Annotated in this window: 24 protein-coding genes and 1 pseudogene; 15 read left to right on the top strand and 10 right to left on the bottom strand. The window is 64.7% G+C overall.

The genetic code is table 11. From position 1 onward, the window contains the following. Positions 1 to 75 precede the first annotated feature (75 nt). Positions 76 to 765, bottom strand: a complete 690-nt coding sequence (locus tag ACJ70B_RS15635) for a cob(I)yrinic acid a,c-diamide adenosyltransferase (RefSeq protein WP_408957914.1) — start codon at positions 763 to 765, stop codon at positions 76 to 78. A gap of 141 nt (positions 766 to 906) precedes the next feature. Here ACJ70B_RS15635 and ACJ70B_RS15630 point away from each other — a divergent pair, with 141 nt between their 5' ends. Then, positions 907 to 1,266, top strand: coding sequence for a helix-turn-helix domain-containing protein (locus tag ACJ70B_RS15630; RefSeq protein WP_408957913.1), 360 nt, complete (start codon positions 907 to 909; stop codon positions 1,264 to 1,266). Positions 1,267 to 1,343: 77 nt separating this feature from the next. Here the strand turns inward: ACJ70B_RS15630 and ACJ70B_RS15625 are convergent, their stop codons facing one another. Further along, the gene (locus tag ACJ70B_RS15625) at positions 1,344 to 2,564 is read right to left on the bottom strand and encodes an FAD-dependent oxidoreductase (RefSeq protein WP_408957912.1); all 1,221 of its coding nucleotides are present in this window, start codon (positions 2,562 to 2,564) and stop codon (positions 1,344 to 1,346) included. A gap of 120 nt (positions 2,565 to 2,684) precedes the next feature. Continuing rightward, positions 2,685 to 3,110, bottom strand: a complete 426-nt coding sequence (locus ACJ70B_RS15620) for a CBS domain-containing protein (protein ID WP_408957911.1) — start codon at positions 3,108 to 3,110, stop codon at positions 2,685 to 2,687. Between the two features lie 306 nt (positions 3,111 to 3,416). On the opposite strand from ACJ70B_RS15620, the pseudogene ACJ70B_RS15615 reads away from it, so the two are divergent. From ACJ70B_RS15615 to ACJ70B_RS15600, 4 genes and pseudogenes are all read left to right on the top strand, one after another. Continuing rightward, positions 3,417 to 3,527: pseudogene (locus ACJ70B_RS15615) on the top strand (twin-arginine translocation signal domain-containing protein); the annotation flags it as partial. A 6-nt stretch (positions 3,528 to 3,533) separates the two neighbouring features. After that, the gene (locus tag ACJ70B_RS15610) at positions 3,534 to 4,013 is read left to right on the top strand and encodes a hypothetical protein (protein ID WP_408960144.1); all 480 of its coding nucleotides are present in this window, start codon (positions 3,534 to 3,536) and stop codon (positions 4,011 to 4,013) included. A gap of 468 nt (positions 4,014 to 4,481) precedes the next feature. Further along, positions 4,482 to 5,078 (top strand): hypothetical protein, encoded by a 597-nt coding sequence (locus tag ACJ70B_RS15605; RefSeq protein ID WP_408957910.1) that lies wholly within the window; start codon positions 4,482 to 4,484, stop codon positions 5,076 to 5,078. A gap of 323 nt (positions 5,079 to 5,401) precedes the next feature. After that, positions 5,402 to 7,636, top strand: a complete 2,235-nt coding sequence (locus ACJ70B_RS15600; RefSeq protein ID WP_408957909.1) for a PQQ-dependent sugar dehydrogenase — start codon at positions 5,402 to 5,404, stop codon at positions 7,634 to 7,636. Positions 7,637 to 7,780: 144 nt separating this feature from the next. On the opposite strand, the gene ACJ70B_RS15595 is transcribed toward ACJ70B_RS15600, so the two are convergent. Next, complete coding sequence (locus tag ACJ70B_RS15595) at positions 7,781 to 9,517, bottom strand: glycoside hydrolase family 13 protein (protein ID WP_408957908.1); 1,737 nt, start codon at positions 9,515 to 9,517, stop codon at positions 7,781 to 7,783. 225 nt (positions 9,518 to 9,742) lie between these two features. Between ACJ70B_RS15595 and ACJ70B_RS15590 the strand changes: the two genes are divergently transcribed. Next, positions 9,743 to 11,440 carry an alpha-amylase family protein gene (locus ACJ70B_RS15590; protein ID WP_408957907.1) on the top strand — a complete coding sequence of 566 codons (1,698 nt, stop codon included), beginning with the start codon at positions 9,743 to 9,745 and terminating at the stop codon, positions 11,438 to 11,440. A gap of 53 nt (positions 11,441 to 11,493) precedes the next feature. Here ACJ70B_RS15590 and ACJ70B_RS15585 read toward each other — a convergent pair whose 3' ends face one another. Further along, positions 11,494 to 11,892: a hypothetical protein gene (locus ACJ70B_RS15585; RefSeq protein ID WP_408957906.1), complete on the bottom strand. Its 399-nt coding sequence runs from the start codon at positions 11,890 to 11,892 to the stop codon at positions 11,494 to 11,496. 292 nt (positions 11,893 to 12,184) lie between these two features. On the opposite strand from ACJ70B_RS15585, the gene lrp reads away from it, so the two are divergent. The 4 genes from lrp (at position 12,185) to ACJ70B_RS15565 (ending at position 14,785) form a co-directional block, all read left to right on the top strand. Next, positions 12,185 to 12,649 carry an HTH-type transcriptional regulator Lrp gene (lrp, locus tag ACJ70B_RS15580; protein ID WP_408957905.1) on the top strand — a complete coding sequence of 155 codons (465 nt, stop codon included), beginning with the start codon at positions 12,185 to 12,187 and terminating at the stop codon, positions 12,647 to 12,649. 667 nt (positions 12,650 to 13,316) lie between these two features. After that, a complete protein-coding gene (locus tag ACJ70B_RS15575; protein WP_408957904.1) occupies positions 13,317 to 13,832 on the top strand; it encodes a calcium-binding protein in 516 nt (171 codons plus the stop codon). Between the two features lie 2 nt (positions 13,833 to 13,834). After that, the gene (locus tag ACJ70B_RS15570) at positions 13,835 to 14,161 is read left to right on the top strand and encodes a hypothetical protein (RefSeq protein WP_408957903.1); all 327 of its coding nucleotides are present in this window, start codon (positions 13,835 to 13,837) and stop codon (positions 14,159 to 14,161) included. Between the two features lie 309 nt (positions 14,162 to 14,470). Then, positions 14,471 to 14,785, top strand: a complete 315-nt coding sequence (locus ACJ70B_RS15565; RefSeq protein WP_408957902.1) for a hypothetical protein — start codon at positions 14,471 to 14,473, stop codon at positions 14,783 to 14,785. An 87-nt stretch (positions 14,786 to 14,872) separates the two neighbouring features. On the opposite strand, the gene msrA is transcribed toward ACJ70B_RS15565, so the two are convergent. Further along, positions 14,873 to 15,403 (bottom strand): peptide-methionine (S)-S-oxide reductase MsrA, encoded by a 531-nt coding sequence (msrA, locus tag ACJ70B_RS15560; protein ID WP_408957901.1) that lies wholly within the window; start codon positions 15,401 to 15,403, stop codon positions 14,873 to 14,875. A gap of 117 nt (positions 15,404 to 15,520) precedes the next feature. Here msrA and ACJ70B_RS15555 point away from each other — a divergent pair, with 117 nt between their 5' ends. Then, on the top strand, positions 15,521 to 16,291 hold the full coding sequence (locus ACJ70B_RS15555; RefSeq protein WP_408957900.1) for an enoyl-CoA hydratase/isomerase family protein: 771 nt from the start codon (positions 15,521 to 15,523) through the stop codon (positions 16,289 to 16,291). Between the two features lie 36 nt (positions 16,292 to 16,327). Here the strand turns inward: ACJ70B_RS15555 and ACJ70B_RS15550 are convergent, their stop codons facing one another. Beyond that, a complete protein-coding gene (locus tag ACJ70B_RS15550; RefSeq protein ID WP_408957899.1) occupies positions 16,328 to 16,993 on the bottom strand; it encodes a 2,5-diamino-6-(ribosylamino)-4(3H)-pyrimidinone 5'-phosphate reductase in 666 nt (221 codons plus the stop codon). Positions 16,994 to 17,149: 156 nt separating this feature from the next. Between ACJ70B_RS15550 and ACJ70B_RS15545 the strand changes: the two genes are divergently transcribed. From ACJ70B_RS15545 to ACJ70B_RS15530, 4 genes are all read left to right on the top strand, one after another. Next, the gene (locus ACJ70B_RS15545; protein ID WP_408957898.1) at positions 17,150 to 17,608 is read left to right on the top strand and encodes a hypothetical protein; all 459 of its coding nucleotides are present in this window, start codon (positions 17,150 to 17,152) and stop codon (positions 17,606 to 17,608) included. A 51-nt stretch (positions 17,609 to 17,659) separates the two neighbouring features. Further along, on the top strand, positions 17,660 to 17,887 hold the full coding sequence (locus ACJ70B_RS15540) for a hypothetical protein (protein WP_408957897.1): 228 nt from the start codon (positions 17,660 to 17,662) through the stop codon (positions 17,885 to 17,887). A gap of 229 nt (positions 17,888 to 18,116) precedes the next feature. After that, entirely contained in the window at positions 18,117 to 19,112 is a 996-nt protein-coding gene (locus ACJ70B_RS15535) for a PhoU domain-containing protein (RefSeq protein WP_408957896.1), read from the top strand. An 81-nt stretch (positions 19,113 to 19,193) separates the two neighbouring features. After that, positions 19,194 to 19,496 carry a PQQ-binding-like beta-propeller repeat protein gene (locus ACJ70B_RS15530; RefSeq protein ID WP_408957895.1) on the top strand — a complete coding sequence of 101 codons (303 nt, stop codon included), beginning with the start codon at positions 19,194 to 19,196 and terminating at the stop codon, positions 19,494 to 19,496. A gap of 38 nt (positions 19,497 to 19,534) precedes the next feature. Here ACJ70B_RS15530 and ACJ70B_RS15525 read toward each other — a convergent pair whose 3' ends face one another. The 3 genes from ACJ70B_RS15525 to ACJ70B_RS15515 form a co-directional block, all read right to left on the bottom strand. Beyond that, positions 19,535 to 19,906 carry a 30S ribosomal protein S8e gene (locus tag ACJ70B_RS15525; RefSeq protein WP_310909511.1) on the bottom strand — a complete coding sequence of 124 codons (372 nt, stop codon included), beginning with the start codon at positions 19,904 to 19,906 and terminating at the stop codon, positions 19,535 to 19,537. Between the two features lie 114 nt (positions 19,907 to 20,020). Then, complete coding sequence (locus ACJ70B_RS15520) at positions 20,021 to 21,499, bottom strand: PQQ-binding-like beta-propeller repeat protein (protein WP_408957894.1); 1,479 nt, start codon at positions 21,497 to 21,499, stop codon at positions 20,021 to 20,023. 3 nt (positions 21,500 to 21,502) lie between these two features. Beyond that, complete coding sequence (locus ACJ70B_RS15515; RefSeq protein WP_408957893.1) at positions 21,503 to 23,758, bottom strand: NADP-dependent malic enzyme; 2,256 nt, start codon at positions 23,756 to 23,758, stop codon at positions 21,503 to 21,505. Positions 23,759 to 23,774 lie beyond the last annotated feature (16 nt).

Raw genomic sequence — 23,774 nt, 5'->3', positions numbered from 1 at the left:
TGTTGGTAGGATAGTAGTGACAGCCCGTCATCGACTTCCGATGGAAGCGCTCGGCGGCCACGACGGCAGCGCCGATCAGAACTCGGTCCCGCGTCGCGCTCGCTGGCCGTCGTCGATCGGATGTTTCACCTTTCGGACGTTTGTAATCAGGTCGGCGCGGTCCGTGAGATACTCCGGTTCGGTGTGGCTGCCACAGAGGATGAGTTCGAGGCCGTTGGGTTTCGCGTCGACGAGTTCGAGTACGTCCGCCTCCGAGATCAGGTCGCGGTCGGCGGCGTAGAGGATCTCGTCGAGGAGCAGCATGTGGACGCCGTCCTCGGGGTCGGCGTCGAGGTCGATCGGCTCCTCGAGGTCGGCCTCCCCGGCCGCTTCGAGCAGGTCCCGTGCGCGCTCGAGGCCGGCCTGGGCCTGGGCTTCGTGGTCGGCCTCGTCGCTGCCGTCGGCCATGCCGTGCCAGCCGTAGTGGCCGAGATTTTCGTAGCTGATCCCCGGCAGGGCGGCGATCGCGTTGTACTCGCCGCGGACGGCCTCGACGCTCGAGGCCCCGCCTTTCATGAACTGAAGCATGTGGACGCGGTAGCCGTGGCCGGCGGCGCGCAGTCCCATGCCGAGCGTGGCCGTCGTCTTCCCTTTGCCGTCACCCCACCAGACCTGGACGAGGCCGAACTCCTCGGGTGCGGCCGGTTCGATGCGCTCGGCGTCCGGCGTTCGTCCCTGGCCGGGCGTGTTCTCGATCGCGGACTCTGGCGTCCGATCGTCGCTCATACGCGGCCAGTTGGGCCGACCGCACATGTAGTTGCCCCACTCGATCGGCCTCGCGTGGCCGTCCCGAGTGCGCGGTGTTAGTACGGTGACACCCATAACCAAACGTGTCTTTAGGCCTCGCTCCCAATGTCGCTGCACCCTATGTCACTCGAGTTCTCCTCGTCTGACGATACTCCCGACCTCGAGTGCGTCATCGACGCGCTCGACGACGGCGACTGTCGGGAGATCATCGCGGTGCTCGAGGAGCCGATGACGGTCCACGAGGTCGCCGAGGCGACTGACCGGCCGCTCTCGACGATCTACCGCAAACTCGACGCCCTGTCGGAGGCCGGGCTAGTCGAGGAGGCCGGCGGCGTCCGCCGGGGCCGTCATCAGAAGACACGGTACGTTGCAAACCTCGAACGGATCTCGATCGGCTTCGACGACGACAACGAGTTGCGCGTCGACGTCGACCACTCGTCGGACCTGCCCCTCTGGTCGGACGTCACACAGGAGTTCTGACTGGCCGTCTCCGTGCGGCCATGTTCTCCGGTTTTCGAACCCGACAGTGACGGCGCTCTCCCGCTCGAGTTACCGCGCTATCGGCCGACGATGTCCGCGTCCGTTGGCCCCTGACCGTCGAATTCCCGGACGAACGCATCGAGGCGATCCGGCTCCGACGCGCCCGGAAGGTCGCGATCTGCGGTGGCGCAGTCGGCGTCGACGCCGAGCCGATCGCAGACGAGATCCGCCGTCGCCTCGGCCATCTTCCGGTAGGTCGTCAGCTTCCCGCCGACGATACTACAGCAGTTTGCGAGCCCCTCGGCGTCGTGGTCGAGCAGGTGGAAGCCGCGCGAAATACCGCGGCCGCCCCTGGCGGCCTCGTCGGGTTCGTACAGCGGGCGGACGCCCCACCACGTTCGCACGCGGTCGGCGTCGGCGACCGCTGGCAGCATCGCAGCACACTCCTCGACGGTCCGTTCGACCTCCCAGTCGGCCCGTTCGTAGTCGTCGGGATCGTCGACGGTCACGCTCGTCGTGCCGAGGACGACCTCGCCCTCGTGGGGCACCACGATGTCCCCGTCGGCAGGCTCCCGACAGCGATTGAGCACCGGCTCGAGGCCGTCGTACGCGACCGAGACCATGACGCCCCGCGTGGGTCGCATCGAGACGGTGACGCCGGCCATGTCGGCGATCCGACCGGCATGGGGGCCGGTCGCGTTGACGACGTAGCGCGGCCGGACCGTCTCGTCGGCGTCGCCGTCGAGTGTGACGCTTTCGATCCGCCCGTCCTCGCGGGTCATCGACTCGACCGGCGCGTGGGTTCGGATCTGCGCGCCGTGGTCTCTCGCGTCCGCGGCGTTAGCCGCGACCAGCCGCGACGGGGAGACCACGCCGTCGGGGACCCACATCGCCCGCTCTACGTCGGCAGCGAGGCCCGGCACCGCCTCGCGAACCGCGTCGGCGTCGACGATCTCGGTCGGAATCCCGGCGTCGTCGCAGGCGTCGCGCTTCGCCGCGAAGTACGCCGGATCGTCGCCGGCCAGTTGAACGAACAGGCCCCGGGTCTCCCGAACGCACGCGCCCGCGATCCGGCGCAAAATCTGGTTCTCTTTGAGGCACTCGCGGGCCTCCGGGCCGTCGGCCTCGGCGTACCGCGCTCCGCTGTGGAGGAGGCCGTGCGAGCGTCCCGACGTCCCGGCCGAGAGCCCGTCTCGGTCGACGAGCGTCGCGTCTACTCCCCTGAGCGCGAGGTCCCTTGCGATCCCCGCGCCGGTCGCACCGCCACCGATTACGAGCACGTCCGGTCGACTGTCCATGGGGACCGTTGGCCGCCCGACGTGTTAGGTTCGATGGACCGCGGGGACGACACCGCGACGCAAGCGGCGACCGCTCGGTCACGCGGTCGCAAGTGTCGAGAACGCGGCGTAAAACGGCGCTTACGGACGGTACGCCGGCGACTGGGCTTCGATCGTCTCCGAGACGTTCTCGAGTTCTTCGCCGATGGTCGCGACCAGATCGTCGAGCGACGCGATGCCTGCCAGCTTGCCGTCGTCGTCGACGATGGGGAACCGACGGACGTTGTGTTCCTCGATCGCTTCCGAGATCGCGATCGGATCGTCGTCCTCGTGGACCGTCGCGGGATCGTCGGTCATCACGTCCTCGACAGAGACCGAGCCGACGTCGTCGTGTTCGTGGATCGCGAGCGCGGCGTCGCGGTCGGTGACCATGCCGACGGGTTCGTCGTCCTCCGTGACGACGATCGCGCCGACGTTCTCGTCGGCCAGCGTTTCGGTTAGTTCGGCCAGATCGCTGTCTCGGCCGGTAGTGATCACGTTCTCGGGACCGAGTTTACCTACGGACATAGCCACTCGAACGCAACATCGGATCGGTAATCAACGTAGAGCTTTCAAGTGAACGCACGTCAATCGGGCGACTAATCTCGAGGACGATCGTACGACTGCTCACGGCGTTTCGTGACCGACGGAAGACGAGGGCGCGTGCCGTTGGCCGAGGAACCCAACGGCGCTCGAGACCGCGAACTCCTAAAAGACGCTGATTCTGTGAATTGATTCCCTATTACGACAGTCCAACAAACCATTTCTCCGACAACGGAGACGGTCCTTCTTGACGTGGTCCGAGGAAGAACGGAGCACAGATTGAGAAAAACAATGGCTGACGATCATACACATCACCTCGACCGAATCGTTGACGATGAATCGCGCCGGTCATTTCTGAAGCAAAGCGCATTAGCCTCCGCTGCGATCGGATTAGCAGCGTCGGGCACAGTGACCGCCCAAGATGGTGGTGAAGATGACGCTGACGCTATCGTGAACAACCAGCGCATCCCGGTCGCTATGTTCCACGACGACTACCGGGGCGGCTCACGGTTTCTGATCACGTCAGGCGTCGTCGAGTATTCGCCCAACGTCCCGGAGAACATTGGCGGTCCGTTTACCGGATTCAATACGCACGTCGCCACGTACCTGAACTCCTCGACTCGAATTAACATCTTCGTCTCGCAGGAGGCGGACCTCGGCGCGACCTACGACGAGGACGAGGGCTGGTTCGTTGACGACGAAGAGCAAGAAGGCGACGGCTTCAATCAGCCGGCGCTGTACGAACTGGCGAACGAGTACAGCAACTACGCCGACACTGATCGGTTGATTATCACATACGCGTACCCTCTCGAGCAGGACGTCGAGGATCAGGTCTTCAACCAGGAAGGGTTCAACACGGAAGAGGACGTCAACGACTTCCTCTTCTGAGACACGCGGGCACGCTCATCGCCACGAGCGAGACCGTCGCGCGCCGCGGTGTCCCCGTCTCTTTTCCGCAAGCGGCCGACCGGGATGTGTCAGGGTCTGCGACCGACACGATCGAGGAGCGACCGATCGGCGCACGCCGAGGGGACTGCGGCCGGCGTGCGGTGACTGTCGAGGGTGTCGCCGCGATAGAAGACGACTGCGAGCCCTGACGCCGTCCAGCGACGACACCGACGAGACCACCACGCTGTTGGCTGCGACCGGCTTCACTCCCCGATCCGATGGACTACAGTCCGGGCTTCGACGCGGTCCCAAGCGCGAGCCAGCACCTCGAGAGCCGCGCACGCACCGCGGAAGCGCGACGGCGACGGTCCGCGACGACCGGGTTCTTCCCCGGCCAAACTGAACGTTTACGTGGAACAGAAACGGCTGCTTTTGTCGGGACCGATGCTGGGCTCGAACGCTATTGGTATGCCATCCGATAATCCGTCGAAGCCGACCGAACGCGGTCGAGACGACTCGACGCGCCGCGCTTCGCTGGCGACCGGGACCCTCGCCGCGAGCGCTGGCCTCACTGCGACCGGGACGGCGACCGCCCAAGATGGAGGGGACGAAGGCGACGCCGACGACGTCCAGAACGGTACCCGGTTTCGGGTCGCGACGTTCCAGAACGCCTTCCACAATCAGGCGGAGTTTCTGCTCGTGTCCCGCCCGATCGATTATTCCCCCGACGTCCCGGCGGACGTGGGCGGCAATCTCACCGGGTACGACACCTACGTAGCCGCGTACTTGAACACCGGCGAACGGTTCCTGCTCTTCGTCTCCCAGACGGCGAACCTCGGCGCGACCTACGACGAGGACGAGGGCTGGTTCGTCACCGGGCAGACGGAGGGCGACGGCTTCAATGCGCCGGCGTTGTATCAGCTGTCGAATCAGTACAACCGCTACGAGGGGACCGACCGGCTCGTCACGGCGTACGCGTTTTCCGTCGAGGTGGGTGCCCAGAACTACACCTTCGCACAGGAGGGGCTCAACGACGAGGAAGAGATCAACGATCTCCTCTTTTGAATCCTCGAGCCTGCCCGAGCAGCCTGCCAGATCACGCACCGATATGGGCCGAGGTCCGATCGCGTCGGACGGCTCCGCCTTCTCGATCGGTGAGAGCCGTTCCGTCGGCTATCCGCGGCCGTCACGATGAGTAGTACGCTATTACCCAGGAAAGAGATTATTCGCTGACAGCGTATGGGAACGACGTCGCAGGGACGAACCTCCGTCGTACCCCCGCTCTCGAGTGATTTGCGGCTGACAGCGAGAAAATTGGGGTTAGACGCTGGAAGAGACGGAACGGCTGGGTGGGTTCTTTGGCGTATTTCCGGTCTCTGGAAACGCACATGGTACGAGACACGCCCGATGAGCACCGAACCGATGAATCACGTAGCACCGCCAACCGATCGTGGAAGACGTCGCGCCGTCATCTCCTCCGATCCGCGGGGGCAACCGGCCTGCTGGCCGGCATGAGCGGCGTCGGCCTCGCACAGGACCAGCCGACCGAGATCCGACTCGGCGGCGAGACGTCCGGATGGACGATACTCGGCGGCTTTCAGGCGGATTTCCTCGGCGAAGGGCCGAACCCGACGCTGAACCTCGAGACGGGACGCCAGTACGAGGTGTACTGGGAGAACCTCGACGGGCTGCCGCACAACTTCGCGATCGTCAACGCCGACGGCGAGCACCTCGTACAGTCGGAGATCATCAGCGAGGAGGGCGCGAGCCAGACGGTCACCTTCACCGCGGAGGAGAGCATGGCCGAATACCTCTGTGACGTCCACCCGGCCTCGATGCGCGGGGACGTCCAGTTCGGCGGTGCGGCCGGCGAAGGACAGCAACAGACCGCCCCACAGCCCACCTTCTTCGAGCAGGGGGCGCGCGTGGGCGCACAGGTCGTCGCAGAGGGCATGACCGCGCCGACGGACTTCGCAGTGGCGACCACCGACGACGACCGGCAGTTCGTGACCGACCAGACCGGCGAGGTGTGGGTCGTCACGGACGACGGTCGCCAAGAGGAGCCGTTCATCAACATCTCCGATCGGATGGTCGAGCTGGGGCGTTTCTGGGGTGACTACGCGGACGCCCAGCAGAACTACGATGAGCGTGGCCTACTCGGCATCGCGTTCCATCCGGACTTCCAGAACAATCGGAAGTTCTACCTCCACTACAGCGCACCGCCGGATGGCGTCGATCAGGAACTTCCGCAGGACAACTGGGACCATTGGGAGATCCTCTCGGAATTCAGGGCGAGCGAGGACCTCTCACAGGGCCAGCCCGACACCGAGCGGCGACTGCTCGAGATCCCCTCGCCGCAGTACAACCACGACTCCGGGCCGTTCGCCTTCGGTCCCGACGGCTACCTCTACTTCCCGATTGGCGACGGCGGCGGGGCCAACGACAATATGTACGGCCACGTGCCGGACTGGTACGAACAGAACGGTGGCGGCAACGGCCAGGACATCACCGACAACCTCATGGGGAGCGTGCTCCGCATCGACGTAGACAGCACGGAGGGCGACAAGCCCTACGGCATCCCCGAGGACAACCCGTTCGTCGACACGGAGGAGGCGCTGTCCGAGATCTACGCCTACGGCTTCCGGAACCCGTTCGGCGTCTCCTTCGACAGCGAGGGGAACTTCTTCCTCGGGGACGCCGGGCAGAACCTCCGTGAGGAGGTCGACATCGTCGAGTCGGGCGGCAACTACGGCTGGAACGTCAAGGAGGGAACCCTCTGTTTCAGTACCGAGAGCGCGGCCGATCCGACGGCGATAATCGACTGCCCCAGTTCTGAACCGCAGCAGGCACCGTACGACGGGTCGCCGCTGCTGGATCCGATCGCCGAGTACCCACACACGTATCAGGGCCAGTCCGTCGGGATCACAGTCATCGGCGGTCACCGCTACGAACAGAGCACCGTCGCCGACCTTCAGGGGAAGTACGTCTTCGGAACGTGGACGAAAGACCCCGCGCGGCAGAAGCCCCAGGGTCGCGTCTTCACGGCGGAGCCGCCGGCCGAATTCGGTCAGCAGGGAGCCGGCCAAGGCATGAACGAGACCGAGATGATGAACGAGTCGGAGATGATGAACGAGTCGGAGATGATGAACGAGTCGGAGATGATGAACGAGTCGGAGATGATGAACGAGTCGGAGATGATGAACGAAACGCAAGCCGGCAACGCCACGCAGGCGATGAACGAAACGCAAGCTGGCAACGCCACGCAAGCCGAGGGCGGTGACCAGGCTGCACCCACGGAAATCCCGCTGGACGAGCTCTGGACCATGCGAGAACTGATGTTCGCCGGGACGCAGAACGGCCGCCTCCCGTACTTCGTCCGCATGTTCGGCCGCGGTGCCGACGGGGAAATCTACGTCCTCGTGAGCAAGCGGGGCGTCCCCGAGGGCGACACGGGTGCCGTCTTGCAGCTCGTGCCCCCGGATCAGGGAGAGGAGTTCCAGGGCCAGCCGGCCGGCGGCCAGGGCATGGGTAACCAGACCCAGACCGGCAACGAGACCGAGGCGATGAACGAGACGGGCAACGAGACTGGAACGACGAACGAGACCGGAAACCAGACGGACTGATCGGCTCGCGAATCCGCTAACCGCACCGATTACGTCGGTATCGATCGACTGAATCTTTTCACAGCCGTCGAGCGGCGTCCTCGAGCCCCTGCTCTCCACCTCGAGGCCGCGGGTGTCGGCCAGGCCCGTCTGGCCGACCGCCGGTCACTCCGTAGCGAGCCGGTAGATCCGGGCCTCGTACGGCCGGAGGGCAACCGACCCTGGCTCGTCGCTCGCGGTCGGTCCGTAATTTCTGAGCAGGAGTTCGGCGTCCTCGCGCTCGAGCGCCCCGAACGCTGCCATCGAGGCGCCGCCAGTTTCGGTACGCGACGATCGCTGCCGTTCGCCGTCGATCTCGAGCAGGTCCCGTCGGCCGTCGGTGAAGTTCAGCGCGACCAGCACCTGCTCGTCGGCGTCGTCGGCCAGCCGACGGTACGCGAAGACGTTCGGATCGTCCGGCGCGATCGGTTCGTACCGACCGTGGACCAGCACGGGGTGGGCCGCCCGAACGTCGATCAGTCGGCGGTAGTAGGAGAGCACCGAGTCCTCGGACGCTGACTCGCGCTCGACATTTACCTCGGGGTAGTTCGCGTTGACCTTGATCCACGGCGTCCCATCGGTGAACCCCGTGTGCTCGGCGTCGCTCCACTGCATCGGGGTGCGTGCGTTGTCCCGACTCCAGTAGTTCACCGCGTCCCGGATCTCTGCGAAGGCGTCGATATCGCCCGTCTGCACGGCCCGCTCGACGCGCAGGACCGTCGCCGGGTCGCGGTACTCGTCGATGCTCTCGAACCGGGGGTTCGTCATACCGAGTTCCTGTCCCTGATAGACGAACGGCGTCCCGCGGAGCGTAAACAGGTACGTGGCGAGCATCGTCGCCGATTCGGTCCGGTACGCCTCGTCTCCGAATCGCGAGACGAGCCGCGGCTGGTCGTGGTTGCTCAGGTAGAGGCCGATCCAGCCGTCGCCGACGGCCGTCTGCCACCGCTCGGTGACCGCCTTCAGGTCCGCCAGCTCCCAGTCGGCAATGTCCCACGGGCCGCTCCCGCCGGCGTCGATATCCATGTGCTCGAACGGGAAGACCATGTCCAGGCCGTCCTCGACGACGTACCGCCGGGCCTCTGCCGGCGTGACGTCGAACGTCTCGCCGACCGTCATCACGTCGTCCGCCGCGAAGACGCGGTCGCGCAGCTCGCGGACGTACTCGTGGATCCGCGGTCCGTCGACGAAGTGGCCCGCCCCCGTAATCGACGCGGCCGGATCGCCGTCCGGGAGGCCGGCCGGCTTCGAGAGGAGGTTGATCACGTCGAGGCGGAAACCGTCGATCCCCCGCTCGAGCCACCAGTTCATCAGCTCGGAGACGTCATCGCGGACGGCGGGCGTCCGCCAGTTCAGATCGGGCATGCGCTCGTCGAAGAGGTGGAGATACCACGCCGCTCGCGTCTCGTCGTACGTCCACGCCGACCCGCCGAACAACGACTCCCAGTTGTTCGGTGGCTCGTCCGGCTCGCCCGGCTCCCAGACGTAGTAATCCCGGTACGCCTCGTCGCCGCGTCGCGACCGACAGAACCACTCGTGCTCGTCGGAGGTGTGGTTGACCGCGAGGTCCATGACGAGATGGATGTCCCGCTCGTGGAGGGCGTCGCGCAGCGCCGTCCAGTCGGCCATCGTGCCGTATGCGTCGTGGATCGATCGGTAGTCGCGGATGTCGTAACCGTTGTCGACCTGCGGCGAATCGTACACCGGGGTCAGCCACACCACGTCGACGCCGAGAGCCGCGAGGTAGTCGACTCGTTCGACGATGCCGCGGAGATCGCCGATCCCGTCGCTGTCCGAGTCGTTGAAGCTCCGCGGATAGATCTGGTAGACGACCGCCTCTCGCCAAGCACAGTCACCGTCCATGCGCGCGGTAAGCTCTTGAGTTCCTTAGGCGTCGTGTGGGATTTCCTGACCGGACGGCGAGCTCGCGGTCCACTCGAGACCGACAGCGCGGCAAGTGCATGCACGACCTCTATCGAACGGTTCCGTGAACGGCCTACGAATGGCTGATTCTGGCTGCCACGCGTCGGACGACCGCGATTTGACGGCCGACCTCGAGTCGACTACTGCGAGACGGAGGAGCCGGCGATGAGCCCCGAGCGGGTCGACGCCGACGACGGATCGGAGACGTCCGACGCGCTCACCGAGCTTCGGAACCAGACCGGCGAACAGTGGTACGAGAACGGCCTCGTCTACGCGATCGACGTGAAGACGTTCGCGGATTCGGACGGGGACGGCGTCGGCGATTTCGAGGGGCTGACGAACCGCCTCGAGTACCTCGATCGGCTAGGGGTGACCTGCCTCTGGCTGCTGCCGTTTTACCCGTCTCCGGACCGGGACAACGGCTACGACGTCGCGGACTACTACGCCATCGACGGGCGACTCGGTACGCTCGGCGATTTCGTCCGGTTCGTCCGACAGGCCCACCAGCGAGGGATCAAGGTGGTGGTCGATCTCGTCGTCAATCACACGTCGAGCGAACACCCATGGTTTCAACGCGCGCGGGAAGATCCCGACTCGAGGTACCGCGACTACTACGTCTGGGCCGACGATCCGCCCGAGCCGGAGAAAGCGCCGATCTTCCCGAGCGAGGATAGCGTCTGGAGCTACGATGACGAGGCGGGCGCGTACTACTATCACCGGTTCTACGACTTCGAGCCCGGGCTGGACCATTCGAATCCCGATGTTCGCGACGAAATCCGTACCATCATGGACTTCTGGTTACAGCTCGGCATCGACGGGTTCCGCATCGACGCCACGCCGATTCTGATCCAGCGAAAGGGGCTCGACTCGACCGAACTCGATGAGCCCCACCGCATTCTCAAGGCGTACCGGGCCTTCGTCTCCCGGCGGAACGAGGACGCGATCCTCCTCGGCGAAACGGGCGGCACGCCGGAGGAGGTTGCGCCGTACTTCGGCGATGGCACGGGCGACGAGATGCACCTGCTGTTTGACTTCATGCTTACCGACTACCTCTTCGCCGCGCTCGCCGCGGAGCGTGCGGAGCCGCTGACCGATGGCCTCCGATCGATCCCTGTCCCCCCGGAGAACGGCCAGTGGGCGAACTTCCTGCGGAACCTCGACGAACTCAACCTCGAGTGGCTCTCGGCGGACGAGTGTCAGACTGTGCTCGATCGGTTCGCACCCGACGAGGAGATGCGGATCTACGGACGCGGCAGCCGGAGACGGCTCGCACCGATGCTCGGCGACCGCCGGCTGCTCGAACTGGCCGCCAGCCTCCTCTTTTCGATGCCCGGAACGCCGGTCATCCCCTACGGCGACGAAATCGGGATGGGCGATGACCTCTCGCTCGAGGGACGAACCGCCGTGCGGACGCCGATGCAGTGGGCCGACGAGGAGAGCGCGGGGTTTTCCTCGGCTCCGCCCGAGGAGCTGATCCGACCGGTCGTTTCCGAAGGCGAGTTCGGCTACGAGCGGGTCAACGTCGACGAGCAGCGGGCCGATCCCGACTCCCTGCTCTGGTGGATGCGCCGGGCGATCAGTGTCCGTCAAGAGCACGCCGCGTTCGGCCGCGGGACGATAGCGCTCCTCGAGACGGAACCGGACAGCGTCGTCTGCCACCGGATGGCTAGTGACCGATACCGAGACGTGATCGCCGTCCACAATCTGACCGACGACCCTCGGCAGGTGACGCTCGACGTCGACGCCGACCTCGTCGAAATCTTCGGCGATGGCCGGACGGAACTGACCGGAGGCGACTCCGTCGCCATCGAGCTGGCGGGCTACGGCTACTGCTGGTACCGCGTCGACCGAACGCCTCCGTGAGCCACTCGAGAGACCGTCGCACCCCGCTGGGCCGGCCGGAGCGCCGCGGACGGCTACACGTCCTGTCCGAACAGCGGCGCTCCGTCTGCGGTGTTAGCGACGACGAGTGCCTCGGCCCCGTCATCGAACTGTTCGGTAACGGTATCGACGTCTCCTCGCCGTCTCGCGGACTCGAGCATGTCCCGCCGGTGCACGGCGCGAGCCGCGGCCGCCGCCTGTCGCTCCAGCGAGAGCTCGTCCGCCAGCGTCTCCCAGATCCCGTCACCGTATAGGTAGAACGCATCCGCGTCGTTCCAGGCGAAGGTGTGCTGTGACGAGTACTCGTAGTTCTCGTCGCCGCGCTCGAGGGCCTCCTGAATTCGCTCGAGGAGGGCCTCGAGTCGCGCTCGATCCGTCTCGTGTTCGTCGGTGACCGCTTCGACGACGTCGTGTGGGAACGGGTGGTCGGACATAGATCAGCCGTATCGGTTCGGCACGGGCCTCGAATACTGGTCGGCGAACGATCAGTGAACCGCGCTCAACAGTCGTCGCGCAACCGGATCTCGTCGTCGGTCGTGAACGCGGCTCCCATTGGCAGGGTACAGTCCTCAGCGGGATAACTGCTCGTTCGTAGTCCGAAACAGGTCAACGCGGGAGCACTGGCCGACCGATTCGAGTCGCCGCACGGTGGAAACTCCCACAGTGGAATCAGCCAGAACTGGATATGCGTAAGTCCCTAATACGAAGGGACATATATAGCACACAATGACCTACGAAAACTTGGACGAAGATCTCGTAAACGAACTCCTCGACAACGGCCGAACGAGCCTTCGCAGCCTCGCCGAAGAACTCGATGTCTCGGTCACCACCGTCTCAAATCACCTCTCCAACCTCGAGGAATCGGGCGTGATCAACGGCTATACGCCGAAGGTCGACTACGACGCCGTCGGCTACGACGTCACTGCGGTTATCCAACTCAAAGCCGAAGGGAACGCGCTGCCCGAGATCACCGAGACGCTGCAAGATCACAGCCAGATGATCTCGGTCTACGAGGTGACCGGCGATTATGACGTGATCGCCATCGGGAAGTTCACGGACACGGACGATATGAACGAGCAGATCAAGAGCCTGATCACCGATCCGGACATCAACCAGTCGAACACGAGCATCGTCCTCAACACGGTCTCCGAACACAACCAGTTCGAACTCGAGTCCGAAGCGACCGAGTAGCGCGACACTGGCTTTCGCGTTGCGTGTCCGTCGAACAGGAGATGACTCGTTGCCGGTCATCCGTCCGTCATCTCTCTACTTGCCTGACTGTCGTCGAAACGCACGCTCCGGTCGAAACGCGTTTCCGTTCGTTCACGCGCCGGCCGAGCGCCTACAAGGCGGTGTTTTCGCGCGAGTTACGAGCGGTCATGGCGATCGGTCCGTTCGACGAGACGAGCGGTATCGATGCACCGATTCATCCCGGTCGATCGGTCGCGATTACTGACTGTTGTAGACGGGTACCGTCGCCATATCGACACTAACTGCATCCTTTCGGCGGCCCGTCGCGGCTACCGATCGCAGTACGCGGCTGTCACCCGCCCCAGTTATTATCTCCCCGGTCGCGGAACTCAATGCTGAACTTCTATCGAGGGATTGGACTGACACGGTCGCCGGTAGTGCGACCGTCGTGTCAGGTCACCGCAAATCGGCTCTTTTATGAACGAAACTATTCGTAACCGAGTTCCCCGCTGAGCCGTAACTAGCGCATCCACAACCTCTCTCGAAAGCAACGACTCGCGGACCACTCCGGTCTGGTTAAATTAACTGATACGGAAAGAAACGGTCGCTGGCGTTTATTCGACAACTCGGCCAACGTCTCGGTGTCCCTGATGGGACAGAGAGAACAATGAGTGAACGAGAAACGACAGGCGACTCGAGGCGGTCGTTCATGGCGAAGGGTGCCCTGGCGACGGGCGCACTCACGCTCGGAACGGGCGCGTTCGGCACGGCCACGGTCGGTGCCCAAGAAGACCAGGTAGCGATCTTCGCGGACAGTTACTACCCCGGGGCAAACTTCGACGTCGTCGCCCCGCTCCAGACGAGCACGACGGTCGAGGTGTTGCAGTTAGACGGAGAAACGGTCGAGGAGATCTCGCAACCCGACGAATGGAACGGGCACATCATCCGGTACGACATCGGCCAACAGTCGGGAATCACGACGTTCCTGTTCGTGCGCGGTGCCAGTCTCAGCCGCGGTGACAGCGGGACGATCGGCGAGGACGCGTCGGTGCTGAGTTCGCAGTTGAACCTCCTCAACACGACGCTGGGCGGCGGTGGCGGTGGCGGCGGTGGCGACACGGAGACGAACGGCGGAAACGAGACGGCAGGTCAGAACGAGACCGCCGGCAACGGAGGTGAATAACAATGGTGCAAGATGACGATGGGCAAGTAATACTGTTCACGTACGATTACGAAGCCGGAGAGTCGTTCGATGTCGTCTCGCAACTCGAGACGGGAACGACGGTGCGGATTCTCCAGACCACTGAGGGAGAGACCGTTCCGGAGATCTCTCAACCGGACGAGTACAACGGCTACGTTATCCGGTATCAGGCACAGGACGGTCCAATATCACCCACGACGTTCCTGTTCGTGCGCGATCAAACCTTCAGTAGCGGTGACAGTGCCACGCTCGGGGAAGACGCGTCGATGTTCAGTTCGACGCTGAATCTCATCGCGACGACGTTAGAGTAGGTCTCTGACCCCATTTTTACGCATCTCCACCGTCGACGACTTCGTTTGCGGATGTCGGCGGATCGGACCCAGTGCCGGACCGCGCGTCCGCGGACGTCGTGCGAACGTCGGCGACGGTGACCTCCAATGCCACATCGCGTGACACAGACCGACCGGAGATCTGACGCGGCGAGTGACTCGGCCGCGCCCGAATCCGACTCCGTGACCGCGTCGATAGACCGGCGGACGATACTCTCCGGGATGGCGTCGAACGGGGGCGGAAACTCGGGGCAGCTAGTACTGGTTCCCATGGACGACTATCGGCCGAGGATGACCGTTCGAGTCGTCGACCGGCTGCCGGCACCGACCACCGTTCGACTCCTGCGGCTACCGAACGGCAGAACGATCTCGGAGCTGACACGCCCCGATGAGTACACCGGCTACGTCGTTCGCAGCGAACCCGAGACGGATCGCGTCCACTCGATGACGATCGTGTTCACGCGCGGGTCGCTCGAACCCGGCGCGTGCTACGTGTTCAAAGCCGACGCACAGGTGTTTAGCACCCAATTGCACCTCTTCGAAACGACGGCTCGCCGCATCGCTTCGGCCGGCAATGCGTGCCACATTCCGCAGATGCCACGGTGAAACGTCAGGTGTTGCGAACCGACGCTCGATCGCTCGGACGCCGCTCGGGTCGGACGAGCGGCGCTTGCAGTTTGTCGTCCCTCGAGACTACTGCGTGGCGACGTTCTCGCCGAATTTCTCGCGGACTTTTTCGACTTTCGGGGCCGCGTGCATCGTACAATAGGCGTCGTTGGGATTCTTCTCGAAGTAGTTCTGGTGGGACGCCTCGGCTTCGTAGAACGCCTCGAGCGGCTCGATCTCGGTGACGATCCCGTCGTAGAGCCCCTCTGCCTCGAGTTCCGCGGCGAACGCTCGGGCGGTCTCGAGTTGGTCGTCGCTGTGGGTGTAGATCGCGGACCGATACTGCGAGCCCACGTCGGGCCCCTCGCGGTCTTTCGTGGTCGGGTCGTGGATCGTAAAGAACACCTCGAGGAGGTCCGCGTAGGCGATTTCGTCGGAATCGTACTCGAGTTGGACGACCTCAGCGTGGCCGGTCTTGCCCGAACAGACCTCGCGGTAGCTCGGATTGTCCGTGTGACCGCCGGCGTAGCCGGAGGTCACCGATTCGACGCCCGCGAGTTCCTCGAAGGCCGCCTCGACGCACCAGAAACAGCCGCCGCCAAACGTTGCGCGTTCCATAGCCACACGTAGAACGTCTGCGAGGAAAGATGTGACGGGTGGACGACTGTCGAAGGACTACCGCGGCCGGTCTCCGGCGTCCGAACTGATTTGACGATGGCCGCTGAACGCCGGCACATGTCCTGGGACACAGTCCGACTCGAGTGGGACGACGACGTAGCGACGCTGACGATCGACCGCCCCGACGCGCTCAACGCGTTGAACGTCGAAACGCTCGAGGCGATGGGCGAAGCGCTCGAGGAGGCGGCCGAGAACGACGCGCGGGCGCTCGTCCTGACGGGGGCCGGCGACGCGTTCATCGCCGGCGCGGACATCACGTACATGCGGAATCTCTCGCCGGAAGCGGCCCAGGAATGGGGGGAACTCGGCCACGACGTGGCCGACGCGCTCGAGGCCTTTCCCGCGCCGACGATCGCCGCGGTCAACGGCTACGCCTTCGGCGGCGGCTGCGAGATGGCGCTGGCCTGCGATCTCCGCGTCGCCGGCGAGTCGGCGCTGATCGGTAACACGGAGATCGATCTCGGGATCATCCCCGGCTGGGGGGCCACCCAGCGGCTGCCGCGGCTGGTCGGCGATGAGACCGCGCGCCGGATGATCTTCCTCGGCGAACGGCTCGACGCCGACTCGGCCGCCGAGGCGGGCCTGTTCGGCGAGGTCGTGGCAGACGACGAACTCGAGACGGTCGCCGCCGAGTTGGCCGACCGGCTCGCTGCGAAGCCGGCCTTCGCGATGCAAACGGCGAAGCAGGCGATCAACCAGGGGCTCGAGGGATCACAGGAAAGCGGCCTCGCGTACGAGAAACGCGCCTTCGCGAGCCTCTTCGGCACGCACGACCAGCGCGAGGGGATGGCGGCGTTTGTCGAGGATCGGGAGCCCGAGTTCGAGTAGGCAGACGCTCGAGTCCGCCGTCGGACCGGCGATCGCTTATCGGTCGGCGACGCGCCACGTGAGCACGACCCCGTCGTCGAGTCGGTCGACCGCCTCGAGTTCGAGCGACGGAAAGTCCGCGACGAATCCGTCGCCGTCGGCGAGCGTCGGCGCGTCGCGGCCGCCGATGAGTTTCGGGCCGACGAACGCCCGTAGCTCGTCGACCAGCCCGGCCTCGAACAGCGAGAAGATGAGTTCGCCGCCGCCTTCGACCATGACCTGCTCGAGGCCGGCCTCCTGCAGCGCCGCGAACGCCGGCAGAAGGTCGACCCGCTCGTCGCCCGCCGTAATCAACTCGGCGCTGTCGGCGAGATCCATCCGTCGGTCGACGGGTGCGGCCTCGCTCAGGCAGACGTAGGTCGCCGCCGCGTCGTCGAGAATCGCGGCGTCGGTCGGCGTACGCCCGCTAGAGTCGACGACGACCCGCGCGGGATTCGCCGGCCGGCCGTTCTCTCGACGCCGGGCGCGCAGCGTCTCGTCTTTGACCGTCAGGTGCGGATCGTCAGCGAGGACGGTGCCGACGCCGACGACGACGGCGTCGCTGTCGGCTCGAAGACGGTCGACCCGCGCGAAGTCGTCCGCGCCGCTGATAGCGAGCTGTTCGCGCCGGCGCGAGGAGAGTTTGCCGTCCGCGCTTACGGCGGCGTTGACGACGACGTGCATACGCCCGCTGCGTGGTCGACCCTAAAGAAATTCGGTGTCTCGCGGCCCGGGTGCGCCGGTGTGTACTGCGCTCGACTACACGCTGCTATATAGTGTCCCGTACTGAACATATAAACGACTTATCCGACTTTTCCGACGTATCCGGACGTATACCGCGTGACGATCGATACCACCGCGTCCGACGAGACGGTACCGTTCGACAGCCGGCACATCGACCTCGAGAACCGGGGCGACGTTCACGGCTGTTCCGACGCGCTCGAGGCGCTGCTGGACCGACTCGATCTCGGTCCGCTCCCGGCGCTCGACGCGGTGGACTCGCAGTCCCTCGAGTCGTTACCGACCGCGATCGTCTGGGACGGCGGGCTCGTCGTCCACGGTGGCGTCGATCCGACCCGGCCACTGTTGGCCCACGCCGCCGATGACGTGCCCACGATGCGGTCGCCGAACGGAGACGTGAATTTCGATCGGTCCGCTTCGGTGGCGAGCCGCCGAAATGAGACGTTTCGGCCGGCGGTTCGATCGATACCCGCTTCCTTCTCGGATGATTCGGTCGACCGATACTGCGTCCGTACGGAGGCCCTAGCACCGGTATGGATCGCTCAATATTACAATTAGCAGTGGCTTTGTACGTATCGTCGTTGGATCCGGGTAGACGGCTTGAAACCCATGAACGGATCCACCGGCGGTTACGACGATCGCTCCATCCAACAGCGACTGGCTACGGCCACGCAGTACGCGAGCGACGAGTTCGACCTCGAGTCGGTCGTGGTCCGGTACGAAAACCGAGCAAACCGATGTACGGTCGTTCCCCGAGAGTGTTCCGAGACGGACCTGGTGACCACCTGGCTATCGGCGGACGCCGACGCGTTCGTCGATCTCGAAGATAGTCGATAGTCGCTTTCGGTCGATCAGTGCGTCCGGTGGACATCGGCCGGCGGTCCTCCCAGTCCATAGCTACATGTTTTCTATATATTGATATATACGATAACGGTTAGCGATGGAGTAGTACGAATGACTAGGTACCAAAAATGCCCGATACACCGACAATCGCGCCATCAGACGAGGAATTCGTACCTCTCTATAGTCTAGTGGATTTATATTGTTGTAGTGGGAATCGAGGCACATGGAGACGCGAAAGGTGCAGGTGACTGGCGGGTCGACGTTCACGGTTTCGCTCCCGAAGACGTGGGCGACCGAAAACGACGTGAGCAGCGGGACGACGGTCGAGTTCTATCCCGAGGGGGACGAACTCCTCCTGACGCCGCACAGCGAGACGGACCGTCAGAAAGGGTCTCTCGACATTTCGGGTCTCGCGGACGAGCAACTAAAGCGGGCCGTGATGACGATGTACGTCAGCGGGTTCGACATCATCCGCCTCGAGGCCGGCCGCATCACGACCGACCAGCGAAGCGCGATCCGCAACGCGACCCAGCGACTCGTCGGCGTCGAAGTCCTCGAGGAGACGAGCGATAGCGTGGTGATTCAGGACTTACTCGACTCCTCGGAGCTGTCGATCGTCAACGCCGTCACTCGGATGCGCCTGATCGCCCAATCGATGCTCGAGGACGCGGTGGCGGCGCTGATCGAGAACGACGACGACATCGCCTACGACGTGATCGAACGCGACGACGACGTCGACCGCCTCTGGCTTGTCGTCTCCCGAATCTTCCGTGCGACCCTTCGGTCCCCGCGTGCAGTCGAGGAACTCGGCGTCTCCCGCGAGGACTGCTTCGACTTCCACTCCAGTGCCCGCCAACTCGAGCGGATCGCCGATCACGCCGTCAAGATCAGCGATATCGCGCTCAAACTCGACGCCCTTCCCGCCGACGTCGCCGATGCCCTCCACGGACTGCACGCCGAAGTCGCGACCGTCTTCGAGCAATCGATGGACGCGCTGTTCGCCGACGACACCGACGAGGCCAATCAGCTCGGCCACGACGCCCACGAGGCCGTCCTCGAGATCGACGAATACACCAGGCAAATCGACGATATGCTCCGGGACTTAGAGCCCGCACAGGCCCAGTCGCTGGGATTGATCGTCGACTCACTGTCCCGAAGCGCCGACTACGGCGGCAACGTCGCCGAGACAGCGTTACAAAAGGCCGCACCGCGGCCGTAACCGACGACCGAACTGGTAAAAATTCAAAACAATTTCTTTCCGATACGGGTTATGGGTGTCGAGAGAACGCGTAGACGTTCCGTGTTAGAGCTTCTATCGGGGAGTATCGCGACGACGGTCGCCGGTTGTACGACGTTGCCGGGCCCCGACGACGGTGATGGTTCGGGAAACGGGGCACCCGGTTCCGACGAATCCACTGTCGCGGACGGGGTCCTCTACGTCGGTACCTGGGACAAAATCCTCTACGCGCTCGACGTCTCAGACGGCTCGAGACGCTGGACCTACGACGCCGAGTACGGCATCTCGGGGTCAGTCGCAGTGGCTGACGGCACACTCGTCTACGGCGACGATTACGGCAACATCGTCGCGCTCGCAGAGCAGTAACTCGCGGCGATCGAGTACGAGACCGCAGTCAAAAGGCGTTACTCGACGAGAACGGCGTTGACCTGCCCGGTCTGGCCGGGACGGGACGTGACACGGGCCTGTCCTTCCGACGTCTCGATGACGGCGCCTTTCGTGATGATGTTCCGTCGGACGTAGTTCGGGTTGGCGTCGTTCTCGACGACGTCTTCGATCTCCGCGGAGACCGTTTCGCCGCCCTTGTTGACGCTCGCGACGTTCGTCGAGAGCGCGCGGGTCTTCGTGCCGTTGCCCCGAACGTCGACCGTTCGGAATCGGGGCTCGCCGACCTCCGTCTCCGTCGGCAGGCGACCGAGCTCGTCCTTGCGGCGCTTTCGAACGTTCTTCAGTCGGCCGCCGGTTCGCTTGCGCGTAGAGCGTCCCTGATCTTGCATACGCGAGACCAGTCTCGGCGCATACTTGAATCCACGCTTTTGTGCCGGCCGCTTTGCGCGACTCGCCGTGGGTTCGGGTCGCACTCGAGCCGCGTCGGCCGCCCGAAACGGCCCTCACTCGTCGGGAACCAGACAGTAGGCCTGACCGGGTTCCTCGAACACGGTCTCCGCGTCCTCGTCGTAGTAGTTCGAGAAGACGCCGCGCTCGGCGTAATAGATCCGGTCACCTCTCGGAATCGCGCCGCTAGTAACGTGGCCACGGTTTTTGATCCGCCAGCGCCGATCGCCGGTCGCCCTGTCGAGGGCGTAAAGATGGGCGTCGTAGGAGCCGACGAGGATCGACTCGGCGGTGGCCGTGATCGAGCCGATGACCCGGCCGCCGACGTCGGTCGCCCACAGCACGTCGCCGGTTTCGGCGTCGAGCGCGCGGACGTAGTGGTCGTCGCCGCCCAGATAGACGATCCCCGCATCGGGATCGATCGCCGGATTTGACATGACGACCTGCCCTGTGTCGATCGACCACTCTTCGCTGCCGTCTTCGAGGTCGAGTCGGTAGAATTGACCGTCCCAGGAGCCGACGAACGCCGCGCCGTCGGAGACCGGGATCGTCCCCTTGATCTGTGCGCCGAGGTGAAAGCGCCCGTCAGCTACGGCCTCGCCGTCGGGGCCACCCTCGCCGCCCGCCCGAAACGACCACGCGAACTCGAGGCTGGGGAACTCCCAGCAGTAGACGACGCCGTCGTTCGAGCCGGTGACGAGCCGGCCGGCCTCGCAGTCGATCGCGGGCGAGGGGTGGGGCATCCCCCAGAGGCGGTCGTCGCTCCATGTCGGATTCCCGGTGGCGGCGTTGATCTCCCACAGCGTGCCACTGGCGGGGTTTTTGTGTTCGGTGAGCACGTACAGCGAGCCGTCGATGTAGGCGGGACTCGAGCCGATTGCGATCGCGTCGCCGAAGTCGCGGGTCCGCGTGTGCCAGACGATATCGCCGGTCGGAATATCGACGGCGTAGAGTTCGCCATCGTAGCCGCCGATGTAGGCCGTATCGCCGACGATCGCCGGCGTCCCGTGGAAGCCGAGGCTTCGACCGGCACCGGTCTCGAGTCGCCACCTGTGCTCACCGGTCGGCGTGACGGCGTGGATCGTCCCGGTATCGCCGGCGACGAGGACCGTCTCGCCATCGGGCGTCGGCCGGGGTGTCGACTTGGCCGCGGTGTGGCCGATGCGGTTGACCGGGAACGACCACGCTTTGTGGACCGCGTTGGGAACAGTTTCGTCGGGATAGTAGCCGTATCGGCGGAGTCCGCGCCGGAACATCGATATCTCGTCGTCGGCCGGTAGCGGAACATAGCCGTCCGCGTTCTCCGCGGCGGTCGCGACGGGGCCGCAGTCCGGCGGCGCTCGGTACTGGCGCGCGGTGCAGCCGGCGAGCCCGACGGCACCGGCCGTTCCCGCGGTGCTGAGAAGCGTCCGTCTGGTGACTCGAGCACCGCCGGCGTCGGAGACACCGCGCTGGGACTCCGCGTCGTCGGCGGTGCGGACCGATTTCGCGTCCCGATCGGCGTCTCCGTCTCGAGGGCCGGCGTGCTCGCTCACGCGTTACTCTTGTTGGGCGTCGACGACCGCGACGCCAGCGAGGTTGACGATGTCTTTGACCTCGTCGCCGCGCTGGAGGACGTGAACAGGTTCGTCCATCCCGACCAGCATGGGTCCGATGGCGTCGGCCCCGCCGAGTCGCTGGAGCAGCTTGTAGCCGATGTTGCCCGACTCGAGGTTCGGGAAGACCAACACGTTGGCGGGGTCCTCGAGGTCGGAGAAGCCGTAGGTGCCCTCGAGGATGTCCTCGACGACGGCGGTGTCGGCCTGCATCTCGCCGTCGACGGGGAAGTCGACCTCGGGGTCGTCCTGGAGCGTGGCGGCCGCCCTACGCGGTTTGCGGGTGCCCTCGTTGTCGACGCTGCCGAAGTTCGAGTACGAGAGCAAGGCGGCGCGCGGTTCGATGTTGAATCGGCGGGCGAGCTTGCCGGTCTGTTTGGTGACCTCCGCGAGGACCTCCTCGTCGGGGTCCTGATTGACCGTCGCGTCGGCGACGAAGATCACGCGGTTTTTGAACGTCAGCATGTAGACGCCCGCCGCGTAGTCGACGTCATCGGCGGTGCCGACCACCTGCAGCGGGGGTCGTAGCGCCGAGGGGTAGTGATGGGACAGTCCCGTCAGGAGCGCGTCGGCGTCGCCCTGTTCGACCATGACGCTCCCGAAGTAGTTCGTGTCGTGCTCGATGAGTTCGCCGGCCTCGCTTCGCGTGATCCCTTTCCGGGCGCGGAGTTCGTGAAGCCGGTCGGCGTACTCATCGTAATCGCCGACCGAGGGGTCGGCGACGGTCGGGTCGAAGTCCAGCCCGAGGTTCGCCGACGTCCGCTTGATTTCGTCCTCGTCGCCGATGAGGATCGGCAAGGCGATCCCCTGCTCTTGGATCTGGTAGGCCGCGCGGATCATCTTCTCGTTTTCGCCCTCTGCGAGTGCGACCGTCTTGGGATCGCTTTTCGCCTTGTTGAGGACGACGCGCATCATCTCGCGGGACTTGCCCAGTCGAGCCTCGAGTTCCTCCTCGTAGGCCTCGAGATCGAGTTCGGCGCGTGCGGCACCGGACTCCATCGCGGCCTCGGCGATCGACGGTGCGACGCGGAAGAGGACGCGGGGGTCGACGGGCTTGGGGATGATATAGTCGGGGCCGTACTGGATCGGGTCGTCGCCGTAGGCTTTGACGACCGCGTCTGGCACGTCCTGACGGGCGAGTTCGGCCAGCGCCTCGGCGCAGGCGACCTTCATTTCCTCGTTGATCTCGGTAGCACGGACGTCGAGTGCGCCACGGAAGATAAAGGGGAACCCGAGGACGTTGTTGACCTGATTCGGATAGTCAGACCGCCCCGTCGCCATGATGACCGTATCGTCGCGGGCCGCCTTGGCCGCCTCGTAGCCGATTTCGGGGTCGGGGTTGGCCATCGCGAAGATGATCGGGTTCTCGGCCATCGAGCGCACCATGTCCTGGCTGACGATATCGCCGATCGAGAGGCCGACGAACACGTCGGCACCCTCCATCGCGTCTGCGAGGCCGCCCTCGGGCACGTCGCGGGCGAACTGCCGTTTGTACTCGTTGACATCACCCTCTTCGGCACGGGCCTCGGTGATGATCCCCGAGGAGTCACACATCGTAATGTTCTCCCGCCGACAGCCAAGCGAGACGTAGAACTGCGCCGTCGCAATGGCGCTCGCGCCGGCTCCCGAGAAGGTGATCTCGAGTTCTTCCAGACTCTTGCCGGCGATGTCGGCGGCGTTTAACAGCGCGGCTCCGGAGATGATGGCGGTCCCGTGCTGGTCGTCGTGGAAGACGGGAATGTCGATCTCCTCGCGCAGGCGCTCCTCGACGGTGAAACAGCCGGGCGCTTTGATGTCCTCTAAGTTGATGCCGCCGAAGGTGGGCTCCATCATCTTGATGGCCTCGACGAGTTTGTCGGGATCGGAATCGTCGAGTTCGATGTCGAAGACGTCGATATCGGCGAAGCGCTTGAATAGCACGCCTTTGCCCTCCATGACGGGCTTTGAGGCCTGCGCACCGATGTCGCCGAGGCCGAGGACGGCCGACCCGTTCGAAACCACGCCCACGAGATTGCCCTTGGCCGTGTAGCTGTACGCGTCGGTCGCGTCTTCGTCGATCTCGAGACACGGCGCGGCGACACCCGGCGAGTACGCCAGTGAGAGGTCGCGTTGCGTGTTCGTCGGTTTCGTCGTCGATATCTCGATCTTGCCCGGTGGATCGGTCCGGTGGTACTCCAGTGCGTCCTCGTCGAGTCCCATATCGGGGACACTGCGG

Source organism: Natrinema sp. 74 (assembly GCF_046097095.1).
Taxonomy (GTDB): Archaea; Halobacteriota; Halobacteria; order Halobacteriales; family Natrialbaceae; genus Natrinema.
This window is presented reverse-complemented; position numbering and strand designations above follow the sequence as displayed.